The 26,664-nt window shown below is 59.9% G+C and carries 25 protein-coding genes and 2 tRNA genes; 9 read left to right on the top strand and 18 right to left on the bottom strand.

All coding sequences use genetic code 11. The annotated features are described in order from the left end of the window. Positions 1-10: 10 nt before the first annotated feature. Complete coding sequence (locus C6W55_RS01585; RefSeq protein WP_015254271.1) at positions 11-1,633, bottom strand: alpha-L-arabinofuranosidase C-terminal domain-containing protein; 1,623 nt, start codon at positions 1,631-1,633, stop codon at positions 11-13. A 171-nt stretch (positions 1,634-1,804) separates the two neighbouring features. Between C6W55_RS01585 and C6W55_RS01580 the strand changes: the two genes are divergently transcribed. Next, entirely contained in the window at positions 1,805-3,040 is a 1,236-nt protein-coding gene (locus tag C6W55_RS01580; protein ID WP_213485373.1) for an MFS transporter, read from the top strand. Positions 3,041-3,125: 85 nt separating this feature from the next. Here the strand turns inward: C6W55_RS01580 and C6W55_RS01575 are convergent, their stop codons facing one another. Both C6W55_RS01575 and C6W55_RS01570 read right to left on the bottom strand, forming a co-directional pair. Continuing rightward, entirely contained in the window at positions 3,126-4,292 is a 1,167-nt protein-coding gene (locus tag C6W55_RS01575) for a copper amine oxidase N-terminal domain-containing protein (RefSeq protein WP_286891090.1), read from the bottom strand. 63 nt (positions 4,293-4,355) lie between these two features. After that, the gene (locus C6W55_RS01570; protein ID WP_213485377.1) at positions 4,356-4,652 is read right to left on the bottom strand and encodes a hypothetical protein; all 297 of its coding nucleotides are present in this window, start codon (positions 4,650-4,652) and stop codon (positions 4,356-4,358) included. 143 nt (positions 4,653-4,795) lie between these two features. On the opposite strand from C6W55_RS01570, the gene C6W55_RS01565 reads away from it, so the two are divergent. Continuing rightward, entirely contained in the window at positions 4,796-5,749 is a 954-nt protein-coding gene (locus C6W55_RS01565; protein ID WP_213485378.1) for a YhfM domain-containing protein, read from the top strand. A 53-nt stretch (positions 5,750-5,802) separates the two neighbouring features. Here the strand turns inward: C6W55_RS01565 and C6W55_RS01560 are convergent, their stop codons facing one another. The 5 genes from C6W55_RS01560 to C6W55_RS01540 form a co-directional block, all read right to left on the bottom strand. Next, positions 5,803-6,834 carry a FecCD family ABC transporter permease gene (locus C6W55_RS01560; protein ID WP_286891080.1) on the bottom strand — a complete coding sequence of 344 codons (1,032 nt, stop codon included), beginning with the start codon at positions 6,832-6,834 and terminating at the stop codon, positions 5,803-5,805. A gap of 196 nt (positions 6,835-7,030) precedes the next feature. Further along, the gene (locus C6W55_RS01555; protein WP_286891078.1) at positions 7,031-8,566 is read right to left on the bottom strand and encodes an alpha-amylase family glycosyl hydrolase; all 1,536 of its coding nucleotides are present in this window, start codon (positions 8,564-8,566) and stop codon (positions 7,031-7,033) included. Next, a complete protein-coding gene (locus tag C6W55_RS01550; RefSeq protein ID WP_286891076.1) occupies positions 8,563-9,405 on the bottom strand; it encodes a sugar ABC transporter permease in 843 nt (280 codons plus the stop codon). The genes C6W55_RS01555 and C6W55_RS01550 overlap by 4 nt, the downstream gene beginning before the upstream one ends. A 30-nt stretch (positions 9,406-9,435) precedes the next feature. After that, on the bottom strand, positions 9,436-10,761 hold the full coding sequence (locus C6W55_RS01545; RefSeq protein ID WP_286891075.1) for a sugar ABC transporter permease: 1,326 nt from the start codon (positions 10,759-10,761) through the stop codon (positions 9,436-9,438). An 81-nt stretch (positions 10,762-10,842) separates the two neighbouring features. Next, positions 10,843-12,183, bottom strand: a complete 1,341-nt coding sequence (locus C6W55_RS01540; protein ID WP_286891074.1) for a sugar ABC transporter substrate-binding protein — start codon at positions 12,181-12,183, stop codon at positions 10,843-10,845. A gap of 50 nt (positions 12,184-12,233) precedes the next feature. Between C6W55_RS01540 and C6W55_RS01535 the strand changes: the two genes are divergently transcribed. From C6W55_RS01535 to C6W55_RS01520, 4 genes are all read left to right on the top strand, one after another. Next, entirely contained in the window at positions 12,234-12,599 is a 366-nt protein-coding gene (locus C6W55_RS01535; protein WP_286891072.1) for a hypothetical protein, read from the top strand. 130 nt (positions 12,600-12,729) lie between these two features. Next, positions 12,730-13,743 carry a LacI family DNA-binding transcriptional regulator gene (locus C6W55_RS01530; RefSeq protein WP_286891070.1) on the top strand — a complete coding sequence of 338 codons (1,014 nt, stop codon included), beginning with the start codon at positions 12,730-12,732 and terminating at the stop codon, positions 13,741-13,743. Between the two features lie 48 nt (positions 13,744-13,791). Then, a complete protein-coding gene (locus C6W55_RS01525) occupies positions 13,792-15,780 on the top strand; it encodes a glycoside hydrolase family 15 protein (protein WP_286891068.1) in 1,989 nt (662 codons plus the stop codon). Between the two features lie 421 nt (positions 15,781-16,201). Further along, positions 16,202-16,888 (top strand): transcriptional regulator, encoded by a 687-nt coding sequence (locus C6W55_RS01520; RefSeq protein ID WP_286891067.1) that lies wholly within the window; start codon positions 16,202-16,204, stop codon positions 16,886-16,888. A 207-nt stretch (positions 16,889-17,095) separates the two neighbouring features. On the opposite strand, the gene C6W55_RS01515 is transcribed toward C6W55_RS01520, so the two are convergent. Both C6W55_RS01515 and C6W55_RS01510 read right to left on the bottom strand, forming a co-directional pair. Then, entirely contained in the window at positions 17,096-17,278 is a 183-nt protein-coding gene (locus C6W55_RS01515) for a hypothetical protein (RefSeq protein WP_052835848.1), read from the bottom strand. A 14-nt stretch (positions 17,279-17,292) separates the two neighbouring features. Beyond that, on the bottom strand, positions 17,293-17,802 hold the full coding sequence (locus C6W55_RS01510) for a LysR family transcriptional regulator substrate-binding protein (RefSeq protein ID WP_052835847.1): 510 nt from the start codon (positions 17,800-17,802) through the stop codon (positions 17,293-17,295). Between C6W55_RS01510 and C6W55_RS01505 the strand changes: the two genes are divergently transcribed. Next, positions 17,771-18,046 carry a nuclear transport factor 2 family protein gene (locus tag C6W55_RS01505; protein ID WP_213485171.1) on the top strand — a complete coding sequence of 92 codons (276 nt, stop codon included), beginning with the start codon at positions 17,771-17,773 and terminating at the stop codon, positions 18,044-18,046. The genes C6W55_RS01510 and C6W55_RS01505 overlap by 32 nt on opposite strands. A 63-nt stretch (positions 18,047-18,109) precedes the next feature. On the opposite strand, the gene C6W55_RS01500 is transcribed toward C6W55_RS01505, so the two are convergent. Continuing rightward, positions 18,110-18,185: transfer RNA gene (locus C6W55_RS01500), tRNA-Lys, on the bottom strand. Positions 18,186-18,374: 189 nt separating this feature from the next. Beyond that, positions 18,375-18,450, bottom strand: a tRNA-Ala gene (locus C6W55_RS01495). 171 nt (positions 18,451-18,621) lie between these two features. On the opposite strand from C6W55_RS01495, the gene C6W55_RS01490 reads away from it, so the two are divergent. Next, positions 18,622-19,899, top strand: coding sequence for an ISNCY family transposase (locus C6W55_RS01490; RefSeq protein ID WP_286891066.1), 1,278 nt, complete (start codon positions 18,622-18,624; stop codon positions 19,897-19,899). Positions 19,900-19,972: 73 nt separating this feature from the next. On the opposite strand, the gene nrdR is transcribed toward C6W55_RS01490, so the two are convergent. Next, positions 19,973-20,464 (bottom strand): transcriptional regulator NrdR, encoded by a 492-nt coding sequence (gene nrdR, locus C6W55_RS01485; RefSeq protein ID WP_286891064.1) that lies wholly within the window; start codon positions 20,462-20,464, stop codon positions 19,973-19,975. Between the two features lie 134 nt (positions 20,465-20,598). Here nrdR and C6W55_RS01480 point away from each other — a divergent pair, with 134 nt between their 5' ends. Further along, positions 20,599-20,820 carry an alpha/beta-type small acid-soluble spore protein gene (locus tag C6W55_RS01480; protein WP_015254256.1) on the top strand — a complete coding sequence of 74 codons (222 nt, stop codon included), beginning with the start codon at positions 20,599-20,601 and terminating at the stop codon, positions 20,818-20,820. Between the two features lie 95 nt (positions 20,821-20,915). On the opposite strand, the gene C6W55_RS01475 is transcribed toward C6W55_RS01480, so the two are convergent. The 5 genes from C6W55_RS01475 to polA all read right to left on the bottom strand — a co-directional run bounded on the left by C6W55_RS01475 (position 20,916) and on the right by polA (position 26,613). After that, positions 20,916-21,488: a lytic transglycosylase domain-containing protein gene (locus C6W55_RS01475; protein WP_015254255.1), complete on the bottom strand. Its 573-nt coding sequence runs from the start codon at positions 21,486-21,488 to the stop codon at positions 20,916-20,918. Beyond that, positions 21,485-22,093: a dephospho-CoA kinase gene (gene coaE, locus C6W55_RS01470; RefSeq protein ID WP_286891061.1), complete on the bottom strand. Its 609-nt coding sequence runs from the start codon at positions 22,091-22,093 to the stop codon at positions 21,485-21,487. The genes C6W55_RS01475 and coaE overlap by 4 nt, the downstream gene beginning before the upstream one ends. Before the next feature lie 13 nt (positions 22,094-22,106). After that, complete coding sequence (locus C6W55_RS01465; RefSeq protein WP_286891060.1) at positions 22,107-22,850, bottom strand: MntP/YtaF family protein; 744 nt, start codon at positions 22,848-22,850, stop codon at positions 22,107-22,109. A 115-nt stretch (positions 22,851-22,965) separates the two neighbouring features. Next, a complete protein-coding gene (gene mutM, locus C6W55_RS01460) occupies positions 22,966-23,898 on the bottom strand; it encodes a DNA-formamidopyrimidine glycosylase (protein ID WP_015254252.1) in 933 nt (310 codons plus the stop codon). A 33-nt stretch (positions 23,899-23,931) separates the two neighbouring features. Continuing rightward, complete coding sequence (gene polA, locus C6W55_RS01455; RefSeq protein WP_286891057.1) at positions 23,932-26,613, bottom strand: DNA polymerase I; 2,682 nt, start codon at positions 26,611-26,613, stop codon at positions 23,932-23,934. Positions 26,614-26,664 lie beyond the last annotated feature (51 nt).

Here is a 26,664-nt window from a genome sequence, read left to right as displayed (position 1 = left end):
AAGAATGTCGTCAGGATTTGGCCAGGCGGATCACGTTCCACGACAACTTTTTCGTGAGCGCCGTCACCTTCCCGCCGTCCATTCGGGTACCGGCGTTCGGTCTCGGGATGATTGCATCCGGCTGGTCGTGGCTGTTCCCTTTTGTCAGATCGTCCGTGTACATTTCGAGATGCTCGACGAGCCTGTACCCCTCGAATCCTCTCACATCCAGCTCGACCGCGATATCGTGCTCGACCGAACGGTTGATCAGGAAGACGACGGCTTCGCCCTTCTCCTCATGGTGAACGGCGGCTGCTTCAATCGCCTGCACGTTCTCGTAAGCGTGGCATTGGTTCGATCCGGACAGCGCGAACTGCTCCGTATTGAACGTCGGGCCGTCGACGACGGGCAGGATCGACATGCCGCCGCGGGCCAGCCGGTTCAATTGATAAAAGGGGTAATAGGTTGCGTTCTTCCATACGTGCTTGCTGTCAAACGCGATCGCGTTCCGCAGCCCGCCGGTCATGCAGGCGATCTTGATCCGGTCCGCATGGCGCAGGAACGTGAGCAGCACCGACGACATCGCGAGGGCGGTAAGCATCTGATGGTTGTGGAACCGTGCCGTGTTTCCGGCCTCCTCCCCGTTCAGCCAATCCAGCGGATTCTTGAAGACGTTCTCGCGCGGCGCGAACTGGAAGTAGCTCTTCGAGACGTCATGCCATCCCCTGCGGCCGAAGGGCACCTCGACCTGTCTGCCGAAATGGGCGCCGTATTCGTCGAAAGAAATGTACATTTTCTTGGGCGTGCGGATCTTGGTCTGGATGTAGTCGCAGATGGCGATGGTCGTCCGGATGTAGTCCTCGAAGACGGACGAAATGTTGAGCAGGTTCGCGATATCGCCCTCCGGCACGGAGTGGTAATGGTGCAGCGACACGTAATCGACCGATTCGTAGCATTGCTCGAGAGCCGCCATCTCCCATTCGGGAAAATGTTTGTGATGGTCCGAAGTGCCCGCAAAAACCGTCTCCGCCTTGTTGTCGATCCACTTGATCACCTTGGAAATCTCGTGGGTGCGGATGCCGAAGCCCACGGGATCTTTCTCCCAGGAGCCGATCTGCCAATGACCGTCCATTTCGTTGCCGAGGTACCACGTCTTGATCGGCCAGGGATCGGGATGGCCGTGCTTCCGCCGCAGCTCCGACCAGCAGGTGCCGCCGGGATGAACCGAGTACTCGACGAGCTGCGCGGCGCTCTTGATGCCTTCCGTGCCGAGATTGATCGTGTACATCGGCTCCGTGCCCGCGCGCCGGGTCCATTCCAGATATTCGTTGTGGCCGATGATGTTCGGCTCAATCTGGAACCACGCCAGATCGAGTTGCGCCCGGCGCTGCTCGAGCGGTCCGATGGACCCTTTCCAATCCCAGCCCGATACCCAGTTGCCGCCGGGAAAACGAAGCGCGGGAAGGTCGAACTCCCGGACGGCGTCCAAGATGTCTCTGCGGAACCCCATGTCGTCGGCGGTCGGATGATGGGGATTGTAGATGCCGCCGTAGACCCAGTTCCCGATCGGCTCCAAAAACGCGCCGAACAACCGCTTGTCCACAACGCCGATCTTGTACGACGGATGAACGGTGACGCTGGCCTTTTTGATCATGGTAACCCTCCAATCCTGGCTATGTCGTTTTAGCTTAAAATATGATAGCGCTTGCACCATAAGCTGTCAATCCATTTGGTTGACATGGAAGCTAGATTTCCTTACGATACTCTTGGAATAGCTAAAACGATTTAGTAAACCGCGTGAATGAATTCCCGGGAGGACGACTGCATGCCGACCGCCGGCTCCCCCGCTTCCGCCCGCCGCGCGCCGGCGGATCGGATCTGGACCGCTGATTTTGTGAAAGTGACCGCCGCAACCACGCTCGTTCGGACCTGCACGCAGGTGCAGATCGTGACGATGCCGCTCTTTTTCTATCATCTGGGCAGCAGCCATGCGCTCGCCGGCCTGTCGATGACTTTCTTCACGCTGGCCGCCCTCCTGACCCGCCCGTTCATCGGCGTCTCGCTTGATGCGTACGGTCGGAAGCCCATTTTCCTCATCGGAACGGCCGTCTACATGATCTCGACCTTCCTGTACGGCTTTGTCGCGTTCATACCGGCGCTGATCTTGCTCCGCATTCTGCACGGCATTTCGTTCTCGGCCAGTTCGACCGCGTCCAGCACGATCGCTTCCGACGTCTTGCCGGAACGCCGGATGACGGAAGGTCTCGGCTACTTCGGCCTGTTCGGCACGCTGGCCATCGCCGTCGCGCCGACCGCCGCCTTGTCCCTTCTCGATACGTTCAGCTTCACCGTACTCTACAGTGCGACCGGGGCCGTGGCGCTGATCGCGCTTGTCATCGGGGCCGGAATCGATTCCGACAAGCGCAGGCGCAGCGACGGGTCGGCAGCCGGAGACGGCCGTCCGGCCGCCGATGCGCCGGGTGCGGCGAAGCCGCGGTGGATGATGCTGGAACCCCGGGCCGTCCGCCCGTCGGCCGTCGTCCTGTTCGTCTCGCTTTCGACCAGCTCGGTCACGGTCTTCCTCCCGACTTTCGCGATCAGCCGGAACATCGAAGGCATCGGGTTGTTCTATTTCGTCCAGGCCGCGGCGCTGGCTTTGTCCCGCTTCATCGTCGGCCGGTGGTCGGCGCGGTCGGGTCCGAATGCGATCGTCATCGTGAACCTGATCCTTCTGATCATCGCGCTCGCCGGCATCGGCTTCTCCCGCTCGCTGTGGGAGCTGCTGGGCTGGGCCGCCCTGTTCGGCTTCGCGAACGGCTGCCTGGTGCCGCAGCTCAATGCGATGGCCGTGACGAACGCGGACCCGGCGAACCGCGGCAAGGCGAACGCCACCTTCTACGTTGCGCTCGATTTCGGCATCGGGGTCGGCGCGGCCGGCTGGGGGCTGGCGCTGGAAGCGCTTGAGATGCAGTGGATCTTCGTGCTCGCGGCGTGTCTGCCGGTTGTCGCCATGGCGGTGTTCGGCATCCGAAGGGGGACGCGGACGGGTCAGGCATGCTAACCTGCAAACAACCGCTTGGTGTGCACATGCAGACGAAAATCCGCCCCGGCAACATGCCGTCCAGGGCGGACTGCAAGAATCGATATTACTTGCCAATCGTGTACGTATAAGTCTGAATTTCGCCGGTTTCGATGGATCTGCTCGTAAAATACAACGTGTTGCTTTCTTCTTTTTCCAGGTGCAAATCGAAGTAGTGGAGAAACTCATAGCTGTTGTAGCCCACGTTTTCGCTCGCAAGCTGATCTTCTTCGGAATAGAATTGCTGGTACAGCTTGACACCTTCCTGCTTGATCAGGTCAACAAGAATCAGATACGGCGTCTGGAAAGGCCTCACCAGCATGTACCGATCCGTCACTTTCTCAATCATCAGTCGGTCGTCCACGCCGGTCAATGCCTGAAGGTCGAGTTCTTTCACGATTTCTCCTTCGGCATCGACGATTTGAACCTGAATGCCGTCAGACAACACAGCATACCGATCGTACCGGCTCATATGCACCAACGAGTATATTCCGCTGTACTCCAGTTCAGCGTGATGCAATACCTGCCCGTCCTTCAGAAACACCCCGTGCACAACATAAATGCCGGTGAACCCGTGGACAACCAGATGGATAGACAACCATCGATTCGAACCGCTCATTTTTTCAGCTTTTATCGAACTGAAAGTCGGCTCCGTCCCGCTTCCGGCGAGGACTTTGAAGCTGCCAAGCTTGACCGGCGTCTGGCCTCCAATGCTGCGGTATAGTTCGCCCTTCAAATGATCGAACCAGTACATTTCCTGATCGACCAATGCGGAGATAAAAGGCGAATTGTCCTTGATCACGACGGTTCTTGTTTGCTCGTCCCACACGGCCTCGCCGTCAAACCACTCCGCAACGAAGCGGACGGGAACATAGCGGCGCTGATTGTGAATCTTGAGAGGCGTATCCAGCGTGCGGGCTTGACCGTTGAGCCAGGCCGTGTTCGTCCGGGTGGAAAGCACCAGCTCCCGGCCAGGCTGAATGAAGGTCGCGGTTTTCCGCTTCTCGTCCCAATGCACCTTCAGCTGCAAGATGGCGGCAAGATGTCGGAGCGGCAGGTAGGCTCGGCCGTTCTCGATGATCCCCTCTTGCTTGATATCCGGAAACTCTGAAACGAACCTGGATTTGACTTGAATATTCACGGTCCGGCCGGCTTCCGCCTGCGCGGAGGGCAGCGTCGAAAACGTCAGACATGCGATCAAGGCCAGGGACAACACCAATCGAACTTTTCTCATCGCCAAAACATTCCTCGCGAACCGCACCACAGACTCCCTCCAACTCGTGAATCAGATCTGCATTTATGGAGCCGAGCCGACGCTGCCGACATACCAGAACGGCCCCTTCTTTTTTACATAGAATACACTTAACTCATCGCGGGTCATCCGATCCTCGTAGCCGGAAACGTCGTAAAGATGCCCGTATTGCAGATCATACCGCTCCATGTCTGTAATTTTCGACGTGAAGGCGCTGATCGGGTGAAGATGAAGCACCATGTATCTTCGGATTGCCCCTTCGGGAGAGAAGAAGCTGGCCATCCAGAGCAGAATGACAACAATGGCGGCTGCGATGAGCACGTACCTTTTTCGCAATTTCATATCCATTTCTCCAGTTCCGGTTCATCATGAATCGGGATGCCGTCATTCCCGGTCAGGGGAATCGTCGGCTTTTGGACGCAACCATTCAATGGATGTTCACGTCTAAATAAAAGAATCGATTCTATTTCTGGAGGTCCGGGGGATTGAAAAAGATTCTGCCTCTCCTGCTGCTGTTCGTGCTCGTACCCTTTGTGTACCATGGCGCCTACTACCTGTTTAATCCAACCATAACAAAAGTCGGTGTATCCTTGTCAACCGGTTTCGGGAAAGTCAATCCGGATTTTTTCGCGGTATTCGAGGACAGACCGACACTTAAACTGTTCAAGCTGGCCGTTTCAAAGGCGGAGAAGCAGCCGGGCATTGTTGATGTGGCGCAACCGGAATATGATGTGGAGATGGTTTACGCGAACGGGCACACAGAAGGCTTGCATATGTGGCTGCATCCGGAGGGAACCGCGGGAGCGATCATGTACGTGACGAACACGGAGACCATTTACACGTTGCCGGAGGACATCGCAGGCCGGTTGGTCGAGCTGCTCGCTCCTTTCTTGGCCGGCGAATCTGAACCGGACGGTCAATCGGAACCGGCTGACGATTCATTGGAAGACGATGATGCAACCGAATCAACGACCGACGGCATCTCGCTCAACGACTTCTCCATTAAGGTCAACGATTCCATCATTGCGCTTCATGCATGGGATCACGAAGTGAATCTCGAAGACGTGCTTGGCCCCCCTGCAGCGCAGTCCGTGGAAGTGCTCGAAAATGCCGACACCCTCACGGGGTCATTTGTCAAAAGATTGGACTACGACGGGCTTCATCTTGAACTGTTCTCACCGAAGCAGAACGGCGAGACGTTCTGGATCATGTCCATGAAGGTTTCCGGGAAGGGGTACCTGACACCGCGGGGCATCGGAGTCGGAAGCACATTGGAAGAATTGAAAAACGCCTATCCGGCTATTGAGATGGCTCCTGACGGAAGAACCGATCCCCGCAATGCAGCCTACTGGATAACGGATGAGGGCTATAACCATTTGCAATTCGAGGTTCAGGAGGGTGTGGTCGCCGAGATCCAGATTTACCACCTGATACCTTAAGCCGCAAGCATTCCGTCAGCGGCAAAAAACCGCCCCGGCGGGCGGATTCGATATCAATCTCTCGTCTTCATCAGCAAATAAATGAAATACGGCGCGCCGATGACAGCGACGACGATGCCGGTCGGGATCTCGGTCGGATGCGCGAGCAGCCGGCTGACCGTGTCGGCGGTCACGAGCAGCAGGCCGCCGAGCAGCGCGGATGCCGGAAGCAGGTAATGGTGCTGCGGCCCGACGAGCCGTCGGGCGAGATGCGGCCCGATGAGGCCGACGAAGGCGATGCCGCCGGCGACGGCGACCGACGAGCCGGCGAGGCCGACGGCAACGGCGAGCAGCTTGAAACGCTCCCGCTGCACCGGAACCCCGAGCCCGGCCGACGTCTGCTCGCCGAGATTCATCACGTTCAGCGTCCTCGCCTTGAGCAGCGCGTACGGCAGCAGCACCGCGACCCATGGCAGCATCGCCAGCACGAACTTCCAGTTCGTTCCCCAGATCGTGCCCGCCATCCAAGTAGCGGCGAACTGATATTGCTCCGGGCTGAGCCTGAGCGTCAGCACGATGATAGCCGCGTTCAGTCCGAGCGCCACCGCGATCCCGGTCAGCACGAGACCGGTCGGCGACACGCCGTCGTGACGGCGGTACGCAAGGGCGAAGATGAGCGCCGCCGCCCCACCGGCACCGAGGAGGGCGAACACCGGGAGCATGAACAGCGTCGATAACGTCGACGTCGAACCGTACGCCACGAAGAACATCACCATCAGACCCGCCCCGGCATTGATGCCGAGAATGCCCGGATCGGCCAACGCGTTGCGGGTAATGCCCTGCAGGATGCAGCCCGATACGGCAAGCGCGGCGCCGACCAGAATCGAGATGACAATGCGCGGCAGCCGAAATTCGAACAGAATCAGTTCTTCCCGGTCGGTCCCCAGGCCGAACAGCGTCTTCGCCACGACCGCCGGCGACAGCCGGATATGGCCGGTGTTGATGCTGATGACGCATACGGCCGCAATCAGGATTAGGGCTGCCGTCATCACCAGGACAGCGCGTCGTCGTCTGCTCGATTCCGTTGCGAAGGGATGGGTGGTCATGCTGGCAGGTTCTCTCCTCTGACAGTCGATTTTACTATTATAAGTGATAACGGTTCTCATTGACAACCGGCATGAAGCCGGACGGCGGGCTGTCAAAACCGCTCCGGGCAAGGCTTGCACAACAGAGAGCATGAACGACCGGCGCAAAAAACGAAGACGCCCGCTCCCGGACGTCCTCGTCTTCACGAACCAACGCTTATTTCGCTTTGAGCACCGCCGTGCTGTACGCCGGCAGCGTCACTTCGCCGCCGTCGTATTGGATCCCCGGTGCGGACGCCAGCGTCACGGCCAAAGCAGCCGCCTCGATGCCCGCCTTCGACTCGAGTCCGACCTTCTGCGGTTCTCCGGACAGATTGTGCAGCACGAGCAGCCGCTCGCCCTCATGCTCGCGAATGAACGAGACGACGCACTTGTTCCCGGTCGCGTACGACTCGACCGTGCCGAACGCCAGCGCCGGCTCCAGCTTCCGCCACTGGATCAGCCGCCGGTAATGATTGAGCAGCGAGTCCGGATCGTTATGTTGCCGCTCGACTTCGTCCCAGTCCATCGGCCGGCGGAGATTCTCGTCCGGCTTCACGCCCTGCATCCCGATTTCCTCGCCGTAGTAAATGAACGCCCGGCCGGGAAGCGTGAGCAGCAAGGCCGCGGCCGTCTTCGCGTGGTCGACATTGCCTTCGAGCTGGCTCATGACGCGGTTCTGATCGTGGTTCGACAGGAACGTCGCGTCGATGAACTTGCCGCCCGACACTTCGGCGTAGTAGTCGTGGACACGGCGGATGCTCGCGGCGATATCCGTCGCGTTCTCGGATTTCGCAAGTTGGATCAGCCGTCCAGCCAGATCGAAGTTGAAGCCGGAATCGAGCGCGCCGTCCAGATAAGGACCGATGACGGAAGGCGCGTCCCACACCTCGCCGACGAGATACACATCCGGCTTCACTTCCTCCAGACCGGCGCGGAATTCCCGCCACCACGCGACATTCTTTTCCGCCACTTCCGTCCGCTTGTTGTCGCCCTGCAGGTCCTCGTACACATGTTTCGCGGCATCGAGGCGGAATCCGTCCACCCCTTTGTCCAGCCAGAAGCGGGCAATATGGATGAATTCCGCGCGCACTTCCGGATTGTCCAGATTCAGATCCGGCATGCCGTCCCAGAAGATGCCCAGGTAGCGGCCGGTGCTGACCGGATGCCATGCCTTGCCGCCGATGGCGCTGACCGCGTTCACGTTCGTCTCTTCGTCCGCCCAGACATACCAGTCGCGCTTCGGACTGTTCTCGCTCGACTTCGCTTCGACGAACCATGGATGCTTGCTGCTCGTATGGTTGACGACGAGGTCCATGATGATCCGGATGTTCCGCTTGTGCGCTTCCTCGATCAACCGCTCGAAATCTTCCATCGTGCCGAAATCCGGATGGATCGCGTAGTAATCCGTCACATCATAGCCGTGATAGCTCGGCGACGGGTGGATCGGCGTCATCCAGATGCCGCTGATGCCCATCTCCTGCAGATCGTCCAGCTTGGCGGTAATGCCGTTCAGATCGCCCTTGCCGTCGCCGTCACTGTCGTGATAGGCGCGGACGAAGATCTCGTAGAACACGTTCGAATCCCGGTCCCGCGCCTCCTTCATCCGCGCCTGGTCCAGCTGCTGCTGCCGCATCCCGATCCAGAGCACCGCGCTCGAGAAAAGGATGACGACAACGGCGAACACGATGGCGAACAGTCGGAATTTCCTCATCCTTTGTTGGCTCCCGCTTTCAAACCTTCAATAATATATCGCTGCAGGAACAGGAACAGCAGCGCAATCGGAATCGAGACGAGCAGCGCGCCCGCCGCGAACTTCGTGAAGTCGGTGTTGGACCGGCCGGTCACCATGTTGAACAGTCCGATCGCCAGCGTATATTTGTCGCTGGAACGCAGCACGAGCCGGGCGAAAATAAAGTCCATCCACGGTCCGATGAAATTGTTGACCGCGACGAACGTGACGATCGGTACCGACAGCGGCATCATGACTCCGAAGAATATGGTGAAGTTCGATGCGCCGTCGATTTTCGCCGCTTCCACCAAGCTTCTCGGCTGCGCGTCGAAATAGCCTTTCACCAGCCAGGCGCCGAACGGAATCGACCCGCCCGCGTAGACGAGGATGAGGCCCCACAGATTGTCCAGCAGATTGATCTGCAAGAGCAGAATGTAGATCGCGATCATGCCCATGAAGCTCGGGAACATCTGGAGCACGAGCATCGCCATCAGTGTCTGCTTTCTGCCGGGAAAACGGAACTGCGAGAACGCATAAGCCGCCGTAACGACGAGCACCGTGGACAGAATCATGTTCATGACGGCGACAAAAAGCGTGTTGCGGTACCAGAGCAGATAATCCGTCTCATTGAACAGTTCGCGGAAGTGGTCCAGCGTCAGCCCCGTTGGCAAGACCGAGGTGCGGAACAGCGACGAACCGGGGTTCAGCGCGCCGAGGACCACCCAATAGAGCGGATAAATGACAGCGATGGCTGTTACAATCAGGATCAGGTAGATGACCCATGCCGCAAGCTTGTCACCCGGCCTTGTGCTCGTTTGCATCTTCGATCCCTTCCTTTCCCTTCCTCTTCATCATGCCACCATGTCCTCCTCTTTGAACGCCCTCGTCCTGCGGAAATTCCAGATCGAGAACCCGGCGACGACAATGAAGATGAAGATCGATACGACCGACGCCATGTTGAACTTGTTCTGCTCGAGCGTCAGCTTGTAGATCCACGAGATCAGAATATCGGTCGAGCCCGCGTAGCTGTAGGACGGATTGGCGGGTCCGCCCGACGTGAACAGGTAGATCATATTGAAGTTGTTGAAGTTGTGCGCGAAGCTCATGATGAGCAGCGGCGCCGTCGAGAACAGGATGAGCGGCAGCGTGATGCTCCGGAACCGCTGGAATCCGCCCGCACCGTCGATCTCGGCCGCTTCGTACAGCTCCTTGTCGATGTTCGTCAGCACACCGGACATGAGCGCCATCCAATACGGGAAGCCGAACCAGATGTTGACGACGACGATCGCGAATTTTGCCCAGAACGGGTCGGAGAACCACGGAATCGCCTGCAGACCGATCATTTTCAGATACTGGTTGATCGGGCCGAACTCGCCGTTGAACATGTTGCGGAAGATGAGCAGCGAGATGACGCCCGGCACCGCCCAGGGCAGAATGAGCAGGGTGCGCCAGAACTTCTTGAACTTGACCACCCGGTGATTGAGCAGAAGCGCGTAGAACAGTCCGGCGAAGTACGTGGTGAACGTCGACAGCAGCGCCCAGATGACCGTCCAGGTCAGTACGCCGACGAAGGTGTTGCTCCACGCCCGGAACTGGATCAGGCTGGTGAATGTCTCGAAGCCGACCCAGTCGACCAGATTTTTCGGGGGCAGGTGGTTCGGACCGGAATAGTTCGTGAACGCGATCAGAATGCCGAAGATAAGCGGCAGCACGATCGTGAAGAGCGCGAACACGAAAGACGGCGTCAGCAGGATATAGGCAAAGCCCTGCTCCCAGGCATGCGCGATCGACGCCGCGAAATTGCGGGGTTTCTCCCCTTTGTCCCGCATCGCGCCGACCTTGTACGCATCGCGGATGTTGAGCGCGTAGACCGCAATGAACAGGAGAAACAGCAGGGCGAAAATGATCCCCGTAATCATCAGGATGATCGAGTGATCGCCCTGTTCGATGATCGTGCCGCGGGCGCTTCGCTGCTGCACCTTGTCGCCCAATGTGATCAGCCCGCGCATCCCTTCGACGAACGGCTTCGACCAGAAGATCAGCACATAAAGCTCCAGCAGCGCGTACAGCAGTCCTTTCACGAACTGCCGGTTGTAGATCTGTCCGAGGCCCATGAAGAGCAGCGACAGCAGCGCGCCGGCACGCGCGTGTACCTTGCCGTTCAGAAGAACCACCATCCTGTACAATTAATGAAAAAGGAAGCCGTGCCCGAGCACGCGCATCGGACACGGGTTCCGCCCGTTCGGTCAGGCAGCCGCTTATTGCATCAGTTTGATGGCGTCTTCGATCTGCTTCTTCGCGTCGTCAAGCGCTTGCTGCGGATCGATGTTCTCGTTCCAGATGAGCGAGAAGGCGGATGCCATCGGACCCCAGACCGTCTGCATTTCCGGAATGTTCGGCATCGGGATGGCGTATTGCGCCTGCTCCAGAATGCCGGATACGACCGGATCGCTCTTGATCGTCGGATCGTCGGACAGGCTTTTAAGGGTCGGCACCTGGCCGGTGATCTCGAAGCGCTTGAGCTGCATTTCCTTGCTGGCGGCGAATTTCGCGTACAGCGAAGCCGCTTCCGGATACTTCGTGTAAGCATTGACATAGTAGGACTTGATGCCCGAGAAGCTCGTCGGACGCTCGCCGTTGTCCAGCTTCGGCAGCGGCGCGACCCCGAAGTTTACGCCGGCGTCGCGATAGCCTGCGGCGGCCCACGGACCGTTCATGTTGAACATCAGCTTGCCTTCCTTGAACAGCGAATCCTTGATGTCGTAGGTGATGTCTTCTTTCTTGATCGGCAGAATCTCGTCATGGATCCGCTTGACGAATTGCGCCGCTTTCACCGCGGCTTCCGAGTTCAGGCCGAGATCGTTCGGGTCCGTATTGTCCGAGCCGAACACATAGCCGCCGTAGCCGCCGATGAACGAGAAGTCATAGTAGAAGTTGCCGACTTCATACATGAAGCCGTATTTCTGGTTCGCCGAATCGTTGAACGCCTTCGCCATCTCGAACAGTTCTTCCCACGTTTCCGGCGCTTTTTCCGCCAGATCTTTGTTGTAGAACAGCCCGTACGTTTCAACCGCAATCGGATATCCGTACAGTTTGCCTTCGAAGGAACCGCCGGTGATGGCTGCGTCGATGTGCTCGTTCATGATTTCGTCGCTGTAGAAGTTCTCCAGGATGAGACCGGCTGACGCCATGTTCCCCGTATGGTCGTGCGGCGCGAGGAAGACGTCTGCGCCGAGGCCGGCAGGTCCGTCCGTCTGCAGCTTGCCGGGCGCGTCCGTATGGTTGACGTTCTCGACCGTTACCGGGATGCCGTACTGCTTCGTAAATTCTTCCGCCACATATTGCGCCCATTCAAATTCGGCGTCGCTGTTGTCCCATACGAGGAGCTGCGCGCCTTCTTCGATCTGCGGCTCTTCCGCGCCCGCGTCGCCGGAGTTGCCGCCGGCGTTGCCGCTGTTTTGGCCGTTCGACGAAGTTTCGCCGCCTGCATTGCTTCCGGTATTGCCCGCGTTGTTGTTGCCGCCGCCGCAGGCAGCCAGCACCAGCGCAAGCACCAGCATGATGACCATGGACATCCATTTCTTGTTTCTCGTGTTCATTTCGCGTGAGAACCCCTTTCCTTGTCGTCATGTAACCGGGAAAATGACAGATGCGAGTGCACACCTTCCGTATTCCTGGCGAATTTCAAACCTCCTGGCGCAAACCGGCGGCACTTCCCCCCTTTGCCTGCTTTCAAGCGCGGAGCCCAGAACGGAATCTGAGCAAACGTTTGTACAAACTTCGTGGAAAAACGCCGACCATCTGCATCAGAGCTGGAAATTATGCTTGTTGGCAGCGCTTTTCCGTCGACGTAAGCGCTTTATTGTTTAACGCTATCATAAGGGATGGGGTAAAATTAGTAAATCGTTTGCACAATGCTGATTTGGCCATATTTCAAGATTATGGTCCGTTTGCATTGGGTTTTCTCCTGATTGCTTTGTTTATAGTCGTTTTTTCTCGTGTTTTGGAAGACTGATCCGTGCAACAAGCATCCCCGGTGAGCGCTTGTACGCTCAGGATTGGTCCAATCTTTACAATTTAATTGATTTCCTGTACTATTGTACCTAACATTTGTGTGGTAACGATTGCACGGAGGGAAAACAACCATGTCCGTCACCATCAAGGACGTCGCAAGGAGGGCCGGCGTATCGCCTTCGACCGTATCCCGCGTCATCTCGAAGCACCCGCGGATCAGCAAGGAAACGATCGAACGCGTCACCCGGGTCATGGAAGAGCTCGGCTATCATCCGAACAGCATGGCCAAGGGGCTCGTGTCGAAAGCCACCCATATATTGGGCGTCATTCTGCCCCGTCCGGCCGAAGAGCTGTTCCAGAACTACTTCTTCCATGAAGTGCTGCGCGGCATTCTCGCGCAGGCCAACCGTTCGGGGTACGACCTGCTCATCGCGTCCGGAAGCAGCGAATCGGACGAGCTCGAGACCGTCAAACGGCTGGTGCGCGGGCGTCGGGTCGACGGGATCATTCTGCTCAGCTCGAAGACGAAAGACCCGCTGATCCATTTTCTCAATGAAGTCGGGTTCCCGTTCGTCATCATCGGCCGCTCTCCGGACTTCCCCGATGCGCCGACGGTCGACAACGACAACGTGCAGGCGGCATACGATGCCACCCGCCACCTGATCAACCAGGGGCATGAGCGGATCGGCTTCGTCAGCGGCCCGCAGGAGCTGACCGTCTCGCAGGACCGGCTCACGGGATATCGGCAAGCCATGCTCGAAGCCGGGCTGAGCATTTCGGAAGACTGGATCGTTGAAGGCGAGTTTCTGCAGGAGACGGGCTACCGCGCCATGTCGATGCTGATGAATTTGCCCGAGCGGCCGACCGCGCTCGTCGTCATCGACGACATCGTCGCCTTCGGCGTGCTGCACGGCCTGAACGAACTCGGCTACTCCGTCCCGCAGGACATGTGCCTGGTCGGCTTCAACAACATTTCACTGTCCGAGCATATGTCGCCGCCGCTCACCAGCGTGGACATCGGCACGTACCAGATCGGCTACATGACGGCGCAGACGCTGATCAAGACGATTGCCAAGGAACCGCTGCACCAGACCCGCAAAATCATTCCGCACCGTCTGATCGTGCGCGGCTCGTCCGTCAAATGAAGTTTTGGATAAGCCTGCCAAATTCATGCCCGTGAGGAGATGACGCGATTGCAACAAGCAGCGCAGCAACGAATCGACCTGTCCAAAAAACCGCATCTGATTGACGCCGTCATCGGCAATTCCCGCATGCTGGCCGCGCTCGGAGCCGGAGGACGCATCTATCGTCTGTGGCATCCGCACATCGACAGCCCGCAGCATCTGGACGAGTGGCGGACCGGCATCCGGATCGACGGCGGAAGCACGCTGTGGTTCGACAGCGAAACGGACGGCTGGCGGGCGGACGCCGGGTACGAGCCCGGAACCAACATCATGCGCAGCACCGTCACGCACCCGGATCACCCGGTCTCGATCGAGTCGACGCAATTCGTCGTTCCCGACGTTGAAGCCCTGATTCGTCATTACCGGATCACGAACACCGGAGTTCGCAGCGTCTCCCTGCAATTCATCCATTATGCTTCATTCTGGATCGGCGAGACGCCCCATCATCAGGCGGTGCTCTTCGACGAACCGTCGGATGCTGTCGTCCATTACCGGGGAGCGCACGTCTTCGCCGTGTCGGCGGACCGGGCATGCAGCGAATTTCAGGCGGGCGCATCTCGCGAGGAGGCGGAATCCGGACGGCTGAACGGATCGGAAGCGCAGCTGGGCGCCGGCGGCGCGCTGGCCTGGACCTTCCCGGATGTCGCGCCCGACGGAACGGTTGAGCTGACGCTGTACCTGTCGGCTGCGGATCGGATCGAACCGGCCCTGGAGCTGCTCGGCGAACTTCGCTCCTTGCCATACGCCGAGCTCTATAGCCGAACCGCCGATTATTGGCACGACTGGCTCAAGGCGGCCAACCCGTGCCCGATCGGCGATGAGCCGATCCGCAGCCTGTACGAGCGCTCCCTGCTCGTCATGAAGCTGATGAGCGACGAGCTGTCCGGCGCCGTCATTGCCGCGCCCGAAATGGATGAATCCTACGCCCGCTCGGGTGGATACGGCTACTGCTGGGGCCGGGACGCCGCGTTTATCGCAACCGCGATGGACCTGGCCGGACTCGGGACGCTGTCAGAGAAGTTCTTCCGCTGGGCGCTCACCGCGCAGGACCGGTCCGGCGCGTGGCAGCAGCGGCACTATCATGACGGCACGCTCGCGCCGTCGTGGGGATTGCAGATTGACGAAGGCGCATCGATCCTGTGGGGATTGTGGCGGCATTACGAGCTGACGGGCAGCGAATGGGTGCTCGGCGATGAAGTGTGGGAAGCGGTCGAGCGGGGCGCCGATTTCCTCGTCCGCATGCTGGATGAGAACGGCCTGCCGAAGCCGTCCCATGACTTGTGGGAAGAACGGGTCGCCCAGCACGCCTATTCCTCGGCGGCCGTTTTTGGCGGCCTCGACGCAGCCGCTCGCATCGCGGAGGCGCGCGGCCGGCGGGAACCGGCCGAGAAGTGGCGCGGTGCCGCGCGGCGCGTGCGTGACAGCATCGCCGCTCATCTGTGGGATGCCGGTCGCGGCTGCCATTACCGCTCCATCCGACTGAACGTGCCGGAAGACCAGTACAACGCCGCCGTCGGGGCGGGAGCCGGCGGCACGGTCACCCGGACGGCCAAAGGCTACGCGCGGTATGTGCTGGACGTCGATCCGATCGTCGATGTCAGCCTGCTCGGCCTTGCGGTACCCTTCGCGGCGCTTGACGTCAGCGACGAGCGGATGGCGAAGACGGCTGACCGGGTGCAGGAAGCGCTGTGGACGCCCGGTGTCGGCGGCATCAAGCGCTACGAGAACGACCGGTACATCGGTGGCAACCCGTGGATTCTGACCACGCTGTGGCTCGCGCAATTCCGCATTGCCCAGGGACGGCCGGACGAAGCTGAGCGGCTGATGCAATGGGCGATCGACCACCGGACGCGCCTCGGCCTGCTGCCGGAACAAGTCGACCGCAGCACCGGCGAAACGGCCTGGGTCGTGCCGCTGACCTGGTCGCACGCCATGTTCGTCCTCGCCGTCTGGATGCTGGCGGGCAGCCGGACGGCGCCGGCAGGCCGCGAGGTTTGAATGGTCGTGCGAATATAGCGATGACGGCTGTTATCGAGCAAATGCAAATGCCCGGCTGTCTCCCGTTCCGCGGGAGATCCCGGGCATTCGTGCTGTCGAGGCAAGCGCCGTTTCAAGATACGATGTATTCCGGATAAGGCTCGAACGCAATAGCGGTTGCTTATGCCAATTAGACGGCGCGGGATTGAAAAAAGTTGGAAGTTTGGGGGGCGATTCTTTCACTTGCCGCGGTTGAAAAACGCTGACGGTCCTCCTCATCACCGCCGTTTGAATTGCCCGCTTCTGCGCTTCCGGAACGGGAATGCCGCGCTTGATCCCGGCGCTGTCCGGTGTTATATTCAAATCAACGGTCATGAAGCACATGCCGCTTTGATCCTCCCACGGGATCGAAGCGGCATTTTTCATTGAGGGGAGATTCGTCGTGTTCACCAAACAGTATGAGCTGTGGATGCAGAAGCAAATAGCGGAGGAGAAGAACCACCGGAGACGCGAGCTTTTGGAAAAAGGGCTCAGCCATGGTACGGTGGAGTTTCTTCGCAGCATCTGGTATCCCGTTGTCGGATCGTTCAATCATTTGCATGCGGAATGGGAAGTCCGCGATTTCCACCAGGGTTACCAATATCTGGATCTCGCGTTCATGCCGGGCGGCGCCAAAGGCAACATCGAGATTCAGGACTATCGGACGCATGCTCGCGATCTGGATACGCGGAGGTTCAAGGATCTGTGCCGCCGGCAAAGCCTGCTCTCGCTCGACGGCTGGATCTGGCTGCCGGTGGCGTACCTGTCGATCCGGGAAGAGCCGGAGTTTTGCAAGCAGCTGGTGTTGTCCTTTGTGGGTAAATTTTTGTCTTTCGATGCGGATGCGGGGCTGGACTGGCTGGAGGCGGAAACGGTCCGGTTCGCGCGCAGGCTGCTCCGGCCGTTTACGCCGAACGAGTTGGCCGGTCATCTGCGAATCACCGAACGGTATGCCCGCAAAGTGCTGCATCGGCTTGTAGATTCGAACCATCTGGTCGTCGCGAGCGGCAATATTCGATACCGCACATATCAAGTCAACGTCGGCGACAGGCTATCGGACGGCCGGGCGAAGAGACGTTATGACGCGTAACAGGCTCAATGCTAACGGAACGTACATACGCTATTGGTCAAAATCATGCGATTTACATGCGCTAAAGGAACCAGATGACTTTATTGCAGAAAAAAGGCAAAAAAATCGTCCACGCAGCCCCAATAAGTGCACCACGTTCCGTTATACATTCAAAAGATTGCGTGGGCGATAAAATAGCGTCTTATGGTTCCGTTAGTCCAATTCCCATCAATCCAGCCACATGCTCAACTCGATCTCGTCGCGCAGCGAAAAGCCGTCATTGCCGACCTCCGGAATTTCCGGCTTCAGCTTGCGCGATTCCGCAAGCGCGTTGACGCGAAGCGCATGCAGATGAAAGCCCTGCTTCTGATAGAACCGCAGCGCGTGCGTGTTGTCGTTCGTTCTTTCCAATTCGTCTGCACGGTTCAGCCCGATGACAGGGCAGCCTGCGCCTTGACGCTTTCCACGAAAGAAACCAGATCGTCCATAAAGATTCTTGCGGCTTGGCTCAAATATTTGTCCGTGCGGTACAGAGTGCAGATGTCCTGGCTCGGCGTGGGATCGAGCAGCGTGACGGCGGCAATGTTGTCGGGCCGCATATACTCAAGCAGCAGCCGCGGAAGGATGGCTCCGCCCAGACCTTGTCCGACGAGCGACAGGAGCGTCGACAGCGTGGAAGTCACGATGGGATTGTCGAGGACCAGCCCTTTCGCCTCGCAGCAAGCGCGGATCCGCTTCGTGATCTGATGTTCCGCGCCGAACATGAACATCCGGATTTGCCGCAAATGATCGAACGGGATCGCCTTGGCCTTCGCCATCGGGTGATCGGCGCGAACCGCCAGCACAAATTCTTCGTGAAACAGCGGGACGACCGCGATACTGCCGTCCGGATGATCCGGCACGGTGGTGACGCCGACATCCATCGTTCCGTCCATAATAAGGACGCTGCTCTCCAAGTTTGCGAGAGACCTCGATCCGCAGGAATTCGAAATCCGCAAAGTCCTCGCCGATGAAACTTCCGCCTTCGCGTGGGTAAGGTTCAAGCACCGGGTCCGCAGCACAAACCGGACGTTCGAGAGCTGCTGGGCGGTCGTCGTCGAAGTGCAGGACGGCAAGATCAAATATTTCCGCGGTTTCGAGAACACGGGCGCCCTGGAGGCGGCGTTCAGGCCAAACTAAGCTTGCACCGCCGACGCAAATAAAAAACCGCCGGTCATGCGACCGGCGGTCTGTCTTCGTTAATGGTGGGTTCTCAGGGGCTCGAACCCTGGACCTGATGATTAAGAGTCACCTGCTCTACCAACTGAGCTAAGAACCCGTTTTGAGAAAGTCGCTTCATCGAAGCCGACAAAAAGATAATATCACTTCCACAACTCGATGTCAACATGTTTTTCAAATGATTTTTGCAGCAATTTTGTCAGGATGCGGCGGAACGGCTGAGGCTGCCTAACCCCTATACCCGAGCCAAGAAAAAATCAGTCCCGAAGGACTGCATGCGTTCGTGGTATGGTGGACCTTAGCGGGTTCGAACCGCTGACCTCTTCGCTGCCAGCGAAGCGCTCTCCCAGCTGAGCTAAAGGCCCGGATTTCCTGACAATACCGCACATTCGATCAAGTGCGGCAACAGAAAATAATATAGCATGAAGGCGGCCGGGCTGTCAACTGTTTGGCTTGTCTTCCTGTTGTTGTGCTGTGATATTGTCAGGGTGTAACTGTTCCGAGAAAATGTCAGTATGAGCAAGGAGCAGATCACCTTGACGAAGAGCGAACTGAAACGCGCTATGGTTCTTGAAAAATGGATCGATGGCCATCTCGCGGAACAGGATGTCGCGCGCATTCTTGGCATCAGTATTCGGCAAGCGTATCGGCTTAAGGCCAAATATCGCCTCGGAGGTGCACAAGCCATCGCTCATGGGAATCGGGGCCGTAAGCCCGCTCATACCTTGGCCGATTCGCTTAAACAACGCGTTATGCTCCTGTATCAGGAGCGCTACTTCGGAAGCAATGCCACCCACTTTGCCGAGTTGTTGGCCGAACACGAAAATATCCATTTAAGCGTCTCTTCGGTCCGCCGCATTCTGCTGGAAGGCGGGTTGCGTCCCGCGCGGCTGCGCCGTCGTCCGAAGGCTCACCGACCCCGCCCCCGCAAACCTCAAGCGGGCATGCTGTGGCAGATCGATGCTTCTCCCTATGCCTGGCTAGAGGATCGCGGTCCCATGCTCACCCTGCACGGCATCATCGATGACGCCACCGGGGAAGTGGTCGCGGCCACCTTCCGCCCGACTGAAACACTGGAGGGCTACGTGACCGTCATGATCGAGGGACTTAGGCGCAAAGGCGTACCGCTTGCGCTCTACAGCGACCAACACTCCATTTTTCACCCGCCCAAGGGCAAGCCGACCCTCGAGCAGGAATTGGCCGGTGAGCCGCCGTCGCTTTCCACCTTCGGACAGGCCATCGCCGATCTGGGCATTACCCATATCGAGGCGTTGTCCCCACAAGCCAAAGGGCGGATCGAACGGCTCTGGCAAACCTTTCAGGATCGTCTGGTGATCGAACTTAGGCTGCGCAACGTGTGCACGATGGAGGAAGCCAATCGCGTGTTACCGGAACTCATCGCCAAGCACAACCGCCAATTCGCTGTCGCCCCACAAAATGCCGAACCGGCCTACCGTCCGCTGCCCGAAACACCCCTGGAGCACATCTTCACCCGGCGGCAATACCGGCGAATTAGCGGCGGGCAGACGTTCTCCTGGAAAGGGATATGCTACATGCCAAAGCCCGTCCCCGGTGTTCCGCGCTGGGAAGCGAAGAGCGTCGTCGAAGTGCGTGTCGGCATGGATGGACAAGTGTGGCTGTGGGATCAAGGGCGGGCCTGGCCTTGTGTGGAGACACAGGCCACACAGACCCCGGCGCCAACAACGGCCAAAAAAGAAGCGGCGCCTGCGTCCCCCCGCAAGCCCGCTGCAAACCATCCCTGGAGAAAACCATTCTCCAGCAAGCAGTTACAGCGTAGCACAGCATCCGGCTAGTCTGCAAGAGGACGGCGGCTGTTTAATCAGCTATCATCCCTGACATTTTCATAGAACAGTTAACCTGACATATTCACAGACGCTTGACACTGTTTGGCTTGTCTTCCATGGCATGCTTCGAGAGCAGATTCGTCAATTCCTTCATGAACATGTTGATGTCCTTGAACTGCCGGTAAACGGACGCGAACCGGACGTACGCCACTTCATCGACCGGATAGAGCTGTTCCATGACCAGCTCGCCGATTTCGCGGCTTTCGACTTCGGCTTTCGCCGTCGCACGGATTTCCTTTTCGACTTCGGACACGATCACTTCGAGCTGCTCGACCGAGACGGGACGCTTCTCGCAGGCCTTGAGCAGCCCGCGCAGCATCTTGTCGCGGCTGAACTCCTCGCGCCTGCCGTCCTTCTTGATGACGATCAGCGGCGTCTCCTCGATCATCTCGAACGTCGTGAAGCGGCGCAAACACCGCTCGCATTCGCGGCGGCGGCGGATCGACTTGTTCTCGTTGGCCGGCCGGGAATCGAGCACCTTCGTGCCGGAATGTTCGCAATACGGGCATTTCATCGGTTTCGAAACCTCCATGTCGTGACCGGATGCATGCGATTAAAATTGGGAACAACTCACCAGCGCCGCATCGTCATGATGTTCTGCATATCGCGCATAATACAGGTACCACACGCGAGGGAGGTGAATCGACGATGCCGGGCAGCAACCGCAACAGCAACCAATTGGTCGTACCGCAGGCGAATGCCGCACTGGACCAAATGAAGTATGAAGTTGCCCAAGAACTGGGCATTGCCCTCCCGCAAGACGGGTACTACGGCAACCTGACGACTCGTGATGCCGGCTCCATCGGTGGTTACATCACCCGGAAGCTGGTACAGATTGCCGAGCAATCGCTGGCAGGGCAATTCAAATAATCCGCGGTATCAGAGGCTTTATCGTCAAGCTTGGGTGCCTGCCGCCGGACGGGCGGCGGCACCCGAGCCCTTTGCATGCAAAACACCTGTGTGCGTCACAAATCCGGATAAATCGACTTGTATTTATTATAGTAATAAATGACACGTTGTACATACCGCCGCGTCTCGCCGAACGGAATGTCGTCACTCGAAGCGAGCGTGCCGTCCCAGACGCCTTCCTTCAGCCAGGCGCTTACGTTGCCGGGGCCCGCATTATACGCGGCGACCGCTGCCGCCATGTTGCCGTCGAACTGCCGGAGCAGCGAAGCCAGGTACCAGGTGCCCAGCTCGATGCCGACATCCGCGCGGTGCTGGATCTTGTCCAGCGTCACGCCTTCATAACGCGCCTGCTCCACGATCCAGGCGGCCGTATCCGGCATGATCTGCATGATGCCGAGCGCGCCTTTGCTCGATACCCTTCCCGTCTTGTAATTCGATTCAATGCGGATGATGGCCGCGACCAGGTGCGGCTCCACGCCGTGACTCAGCGCGCTTGCCCTTATATCATCCCGATACGCGATCGGATACATGCGCTGTTTCACCCAGCCGCTCTGTTCGGCGTACAGGACCGCCAGCAACAGCAGCAGCGCCGCAAGCAGCCATCCGCGTCTCTTCCGCCGCCGCCTCATGGCTTCCGCATGTCTGACAACCGGCGCCAGAGCGCTTCCACCTGCCGCTTGGTTGATTCCAGGCTGCCGCTGTTGTCAATGACCCAGTCCGCCAGTTCCTTCTTCCGTTCGATATCCATCTGCGCGTCGATCCGTTCGCGGGCCTGCGCTTCATCCAGCTCCGGATTGCGCGCAAGCAGCCGCTTGATCTGCATTTCGCGCGGCACATAGACGACCAGCACGCCGTTGTACAGCCCTTCCTGACCGGTCTCGTACAGGAGCGGAATGTCCGCCACGACCATCCGGCCGGGCTCGTCCGCCTTGGCTTGCCGGATAAGCGTCCACATCCGCTCGCGGATGGCCGGATGGAGAATCGCTTCCAGCCGCCGCCGCTTGTCCGGATCGGCGAATACGATCTCGCCCAGCTTCCGCCGGTCAAGCGTGCCGTCATCCCGGATGACGGCTTGTCCGAAGACGGCGGCCACTTCGGCCAGGGCCGGTTCGCCCGGCATGACGACTTCGCGGGCGATCCGGTCGGCGTCGACGACGAAGGCGCCGCGCTCCGAGAGCATGGCGGCGACCGTGCTCTTGCCGCACGCGATGCCGCCTGTAAGTCCGATGATCAATGCCGTCACCTCGTCAAATTTCCATCAATCGGGCGATGCCCGTGGCGATCAGAATGAGGCCGGGCAGGACGGACACGGCCTTCGCGCCGGCGAACCGGACCGCGAACCGCCGGCCGAATCGAAGTCCCGCCAGAAGAAACCCGCCGCTGGCCGCTGCGATGAACAGCGCGGATGGAAGCGCGGGAAAACCGACCATCGCCGCGCCGAATCCCGCACCGAGCGCGTCGAGCGACAGCGCGAAGCCGAGCAGCACCGCTTCCGATGCGGAGATCGTCCCCGACCGATCCATGTCGGCCGTCTGCGGCGCGCGCAATACGCAGATGACCAGTCCGAGCCGCCGCAGCTCGATGCGGACGATTGAGCGAACCGAAGACGTATCCGGACCGCCCGCCTCCGCCGCGTCCGAATTAGCAGCAACCGCATCCGACGTCTTCCCGCCGCAATCCTCCCCGGTATCCGTCCCCCGGACGGCTTCTCCGCCGCCCGCGCTGCGCCGAAGCTGCGCGAGCGCCCACAATCCGACGGCGATCAGCAGCACGGCGCCCGCCGTTTGCGCGACCGTTTCCGGAAGCCATGCGGTCAGCCAGCCGCCGGCCGCCATCGCCATCCAGACAACGCAGCCGGAGCAGATCGCGATAATGAGGACGGACAAAGCCGGAATCCGGATGCCGCGGATGCCGTATGACGCGCCGACACCGAAGCCGTCAAGACTGACCGCCAGCGCCAGCAGCGCCAGCGACGCGCCCGTAGCGAACATGAATGCCCCTCCCTGCGCGGGCGGTTACCGAAGGCCGCCCAAGATGGTACTGCCATCATATGCAGGGAGCATGCCGGGGTGCATGCGGCGGGCAGGGCGCCTGACGTGATACCGCTTAGGAGTGCGAAGTCACATCCGCCGCCGCTGCGGCCGCGTCCCCGGCCATCCGCCGCGGAATGGCGGCGGGCGCCTTGCCGGCCGGTCTGCGGCCCCGGGCTTTCCGGTACGGCTGGCAGACCGGGCAGACATGGGTTCCGCGCCCGCCGAGGACCGTCTTCACAATCGGCGTGCCGCATGTCCGGCACGGCTCGTCTTCCCGGCCGTAAACATACAGGCGGAACTGGAACATCCCCATCTCGCCCTGGCCGTTCACATAAGACCGGACGGAAGAACCGCCCGCGTCCACCGCCTCCCGCAGCGTCTCGCGGATCGAAGCGTGCAGCCGCGTCCATTCGGCGGCGCGCAGCGACGATGCCGGCCGCTCCGGATGGATGCCGGCCTTGTGCAGCGACTCGTCGACATAGATGTTGCCCAGTCCCGTGACATACGCCTGATTCAGCAGCAGCGGCTTGATCGGCGCCTTGCGGCCGCCGAGCAGCTTGCGCAGCGCTTCCACGGTAAAGGCATCGTCAAGCGGCTCCATCCCCAGCTTGCTCAGCGGCGGCTGCTCGAATTCCTCGCCCGGCCGAAACAGATGCATCGTGCCGAACTGGCGCACATCCTTGTACCGGAGATCCGTGCCGTCCGTCAGATGAAACAGCACATGGGTATGCTTCTCGATCGGCTCGTCCGCCGGACAGACGCTGTACCGCCCTTCCATGCGCAGATGCGAGACCAGCACCAGGTCGTCCAGCACGAACCGCAGAAACTTGCCGCGCCGTCCGATGCTCCGGATCGTTCGGCCCTCGAGCGCCGCGGCGAACGCCTCCGGCTCTTCCGGCCGCTGAATGATGCGGGGCAGCCGCACCGTAACGGCGCGGATCGTCTTGCCGGCGACCAGCGCGTTCAGCGTGCGCGCCACGGTCTCGACTTCAGGCAGTTCCGGCATTCGACCTCCCCCTCTCCAACCCGGTTGGCCGGTTTATTTCGCTTCATACCAGTTTTTGCCATAACTGACTTCCGCCTTGAGCGGCACGTCCAGTTCGATCGCGTTCTCCATCACGGACGGCACGAGCTCTTTCATCGTCTCCAGCTCGTCTTCCGGCACTTCGAACACGAGCTCGTCGTGCACCTGCAGCAGCATCCGGCTGCGCAGCCCGCGATCCCGCAGTTCCGCGTCCATCTTCACCATCGCCAGCTTGATGATGTCAGCCGCCGTGCCCTGGATCGGCGTGTTCATCGCCGTCCGTTCCGCGAAAGACCGGAGATTGTAGTTCGACGCGTTGATCTCCGGCAAGTACCGCCGGCGCTCAAGCAGCGTCGTCACATAGCCGTCCTGCCGCGCCTTCGCGACGATGTCGTCCATATATTGGCGCACGCCCCTGAATACCGCAAAATATTGCTCGATGAACGCCGCCGCTTCCTTCCGCGCAATCTTCAGGTTCGTCGCCAACCCGAAATCGCTGATGCCGTAAACGATGCCGAAGTTAACGGCCTTCGCCTGCCGGCGCATGTTCGCGTCGACCTGATCCGCCGGCACGCCGAACACGTCCATCGCCGTCTTCGTATGGATGTCCATGCCGGAGAGGAACGCTTCTTTCAACCGCTCGTCGCCGGAGATATGGGCGAGGACGCGCAGCTCGATCTGCGAGTAGTCGGCGGCCAGGATGTACCAGCCCGGCTCGGACGGGACGAACGCCTTGCGGATGCGCCGGCCTTCCTCGATCCGGATCGGAATATTCTGCAGGTTCGGGAACTGGCTGGACAGCCTGCCGGTTGCGGCGATCGTCTGCCGGTAATAGGTGTGGACCTTGCCCGTCTCCTTGCGGATTTCCTTCAGCAGGCCTTCAATGTATGTCGACTGCAGCTTCGAGATTTGCCGGTAATGGAGGATGAGGCCGATGATCTCGTGATACGGTTCCAGCGCTTCCAGCACTTCGGCGTCCGTCGAATAGCCGGTCTTCGTCTTCTTCTTGACGGGCAGACCGAGCTTCTCGAACAGAATCTCGCCGAGCTGCTTCGGCGAATTCAGATTGAACTCCGTGCCGGCAAGCCGATAGATCGCCGCGATCGTATCGGCGATCTGGCGTTCCAGTTCGCGTCCGTTCTCCTCCAGCGCTTCCGCGTCGACCGCGATGCCTTGCCGCTCCATCTTGCACAGCACGCGGGACAGCGGCTGCTCCAGCTCGTAATACAGCCGGTGCATGCCGAGCCGCTCCAGCTCCTGCTGCTGCAGCGGCGCGATGCGCCGGATCGCGTCCGCCTTGCTCGCCAGATGGCCGGCCAGCGTCTCTTCGTCCGGCACCGCGAACTTCGCGCCCTTGCCGTACACGGCGTCATCCGGCTTCACCGGCGGCTGGTTGTACTTGGCCGCGAGGCTGCTCAAGGCGTCGTTGCCGCCGGTCGGGTCGAGCAGATAGGCGGCCAGCAGCACGTCGAACCCGAATCCGTTCAGCTCCATGCCCTCCCAGCCGAGGACGAGCGCGGCCTTGTGGAGGTCGTAGCCGGTCTTCGGCCGCTCCGGGTCGGCCAGCCAGTCCCGCACGGCCGCCGCGCCTTCGGACTTGAGCACATCGCCCGTCAGGACGTGCATGATGTCGCCGATCACGATCGCAACCCCGATCAGCGAAGCCTGATGCGGATTCTCGCCGGCGGATTCGATCAGCACCGCTTCGGCTTCCGCCAGCTTGTCCGCCGCAAGCTCGGCGGCCGTCTCCGGCGTCTGCCGCACGATGCGCAGTTCCGCCGCTTCCGGCCCTGCTCCGCCTGCCGCATCCGCTCCGGCTCCGCTTCCGGCTTCGGCATGATCCAGCCCGAGCCGCTCGATCAGCGAGCGGAATCCGAGCTTGCGCAGCGCAGCGGCCAGCGTCGGCCTGTCGTAGCCGTTGTACGCGATTTCCGCCTCGCCGCGGTCAAGCGGCACCTCGCGGTAGATCGTCGCGAGCCGCTTGCTCATCAGCGCGTCTTCCCGGTGCTGCTCGACCTTCTCACGCATTTTGCCCTTGAGCGCTGCGGCGTTCGCGAGCACATTTTCGACCGAACCGTACTCGTGCAGCAGCTTCAGCGCCGTCTTCTCACCGACGCCGGGAATGCCGGGAATGTTGTCCGAAGCGTCGCCCATCAGCCCCTTCAGATCGATGATCTGCAGCGGCGTGAGGCCGTATTTCTCCCGGATCGCCTCGGGTGTGAACCGTTCCACTTCGCTGATGCCCTTGCGGGTGATGGCCACCGTCACGCGGTCGGAGACAAGCTGCAGCATGTCCTTGTCGCCGGTGACGATCAGCGTCTCCTTGCCGGCTTCTTCCGCCATCCGCGACAGCGTGCCGATAATATCGTCGGCTTCGTAATTTTCCAGTTCATAATGCGCGACGCCGAGCGCGTCCAGCAGCTCCTTGATGAGCGGGAACTGCTCGCTCAGCTCCGGCGGCGTCTTCTCGCGGCCGCCCTTGTAGTCCTCGTATCCTTCGTGGCGGAATGTCACCTTGCCCGCGTCGAACGCGACCAGCATGTGCGTCGGCTTCTCTTCTTCGATCAGCTTGAGCAGCATCGTCGCAAACCCGTACACGGCGTTCGTATGAATGCCGGCGGCATTCGTCAGCGTCGGCATGGCGAAAAACGCGCGGAACGCGATGCTGCTGCCGTCGATCAGGATCCATTTGTCCATGGGCGGCACCTCTCTTTTACCGTCTATCGACTACTATAACACATTCGCGCG

Origin of the sequence: Thermobacillus sp. (assembly GCF_003390775.1) — a bacterium.
GTDB lineage: Bacteria > Bacillota > Bacilli > Paenibacillales > Paenibacillaceae > Thermobacillus > Thermobacillus xylanilyticus.
This window is presented reverse-complemented; position numbering and strand designations above follow the sequence as displayed.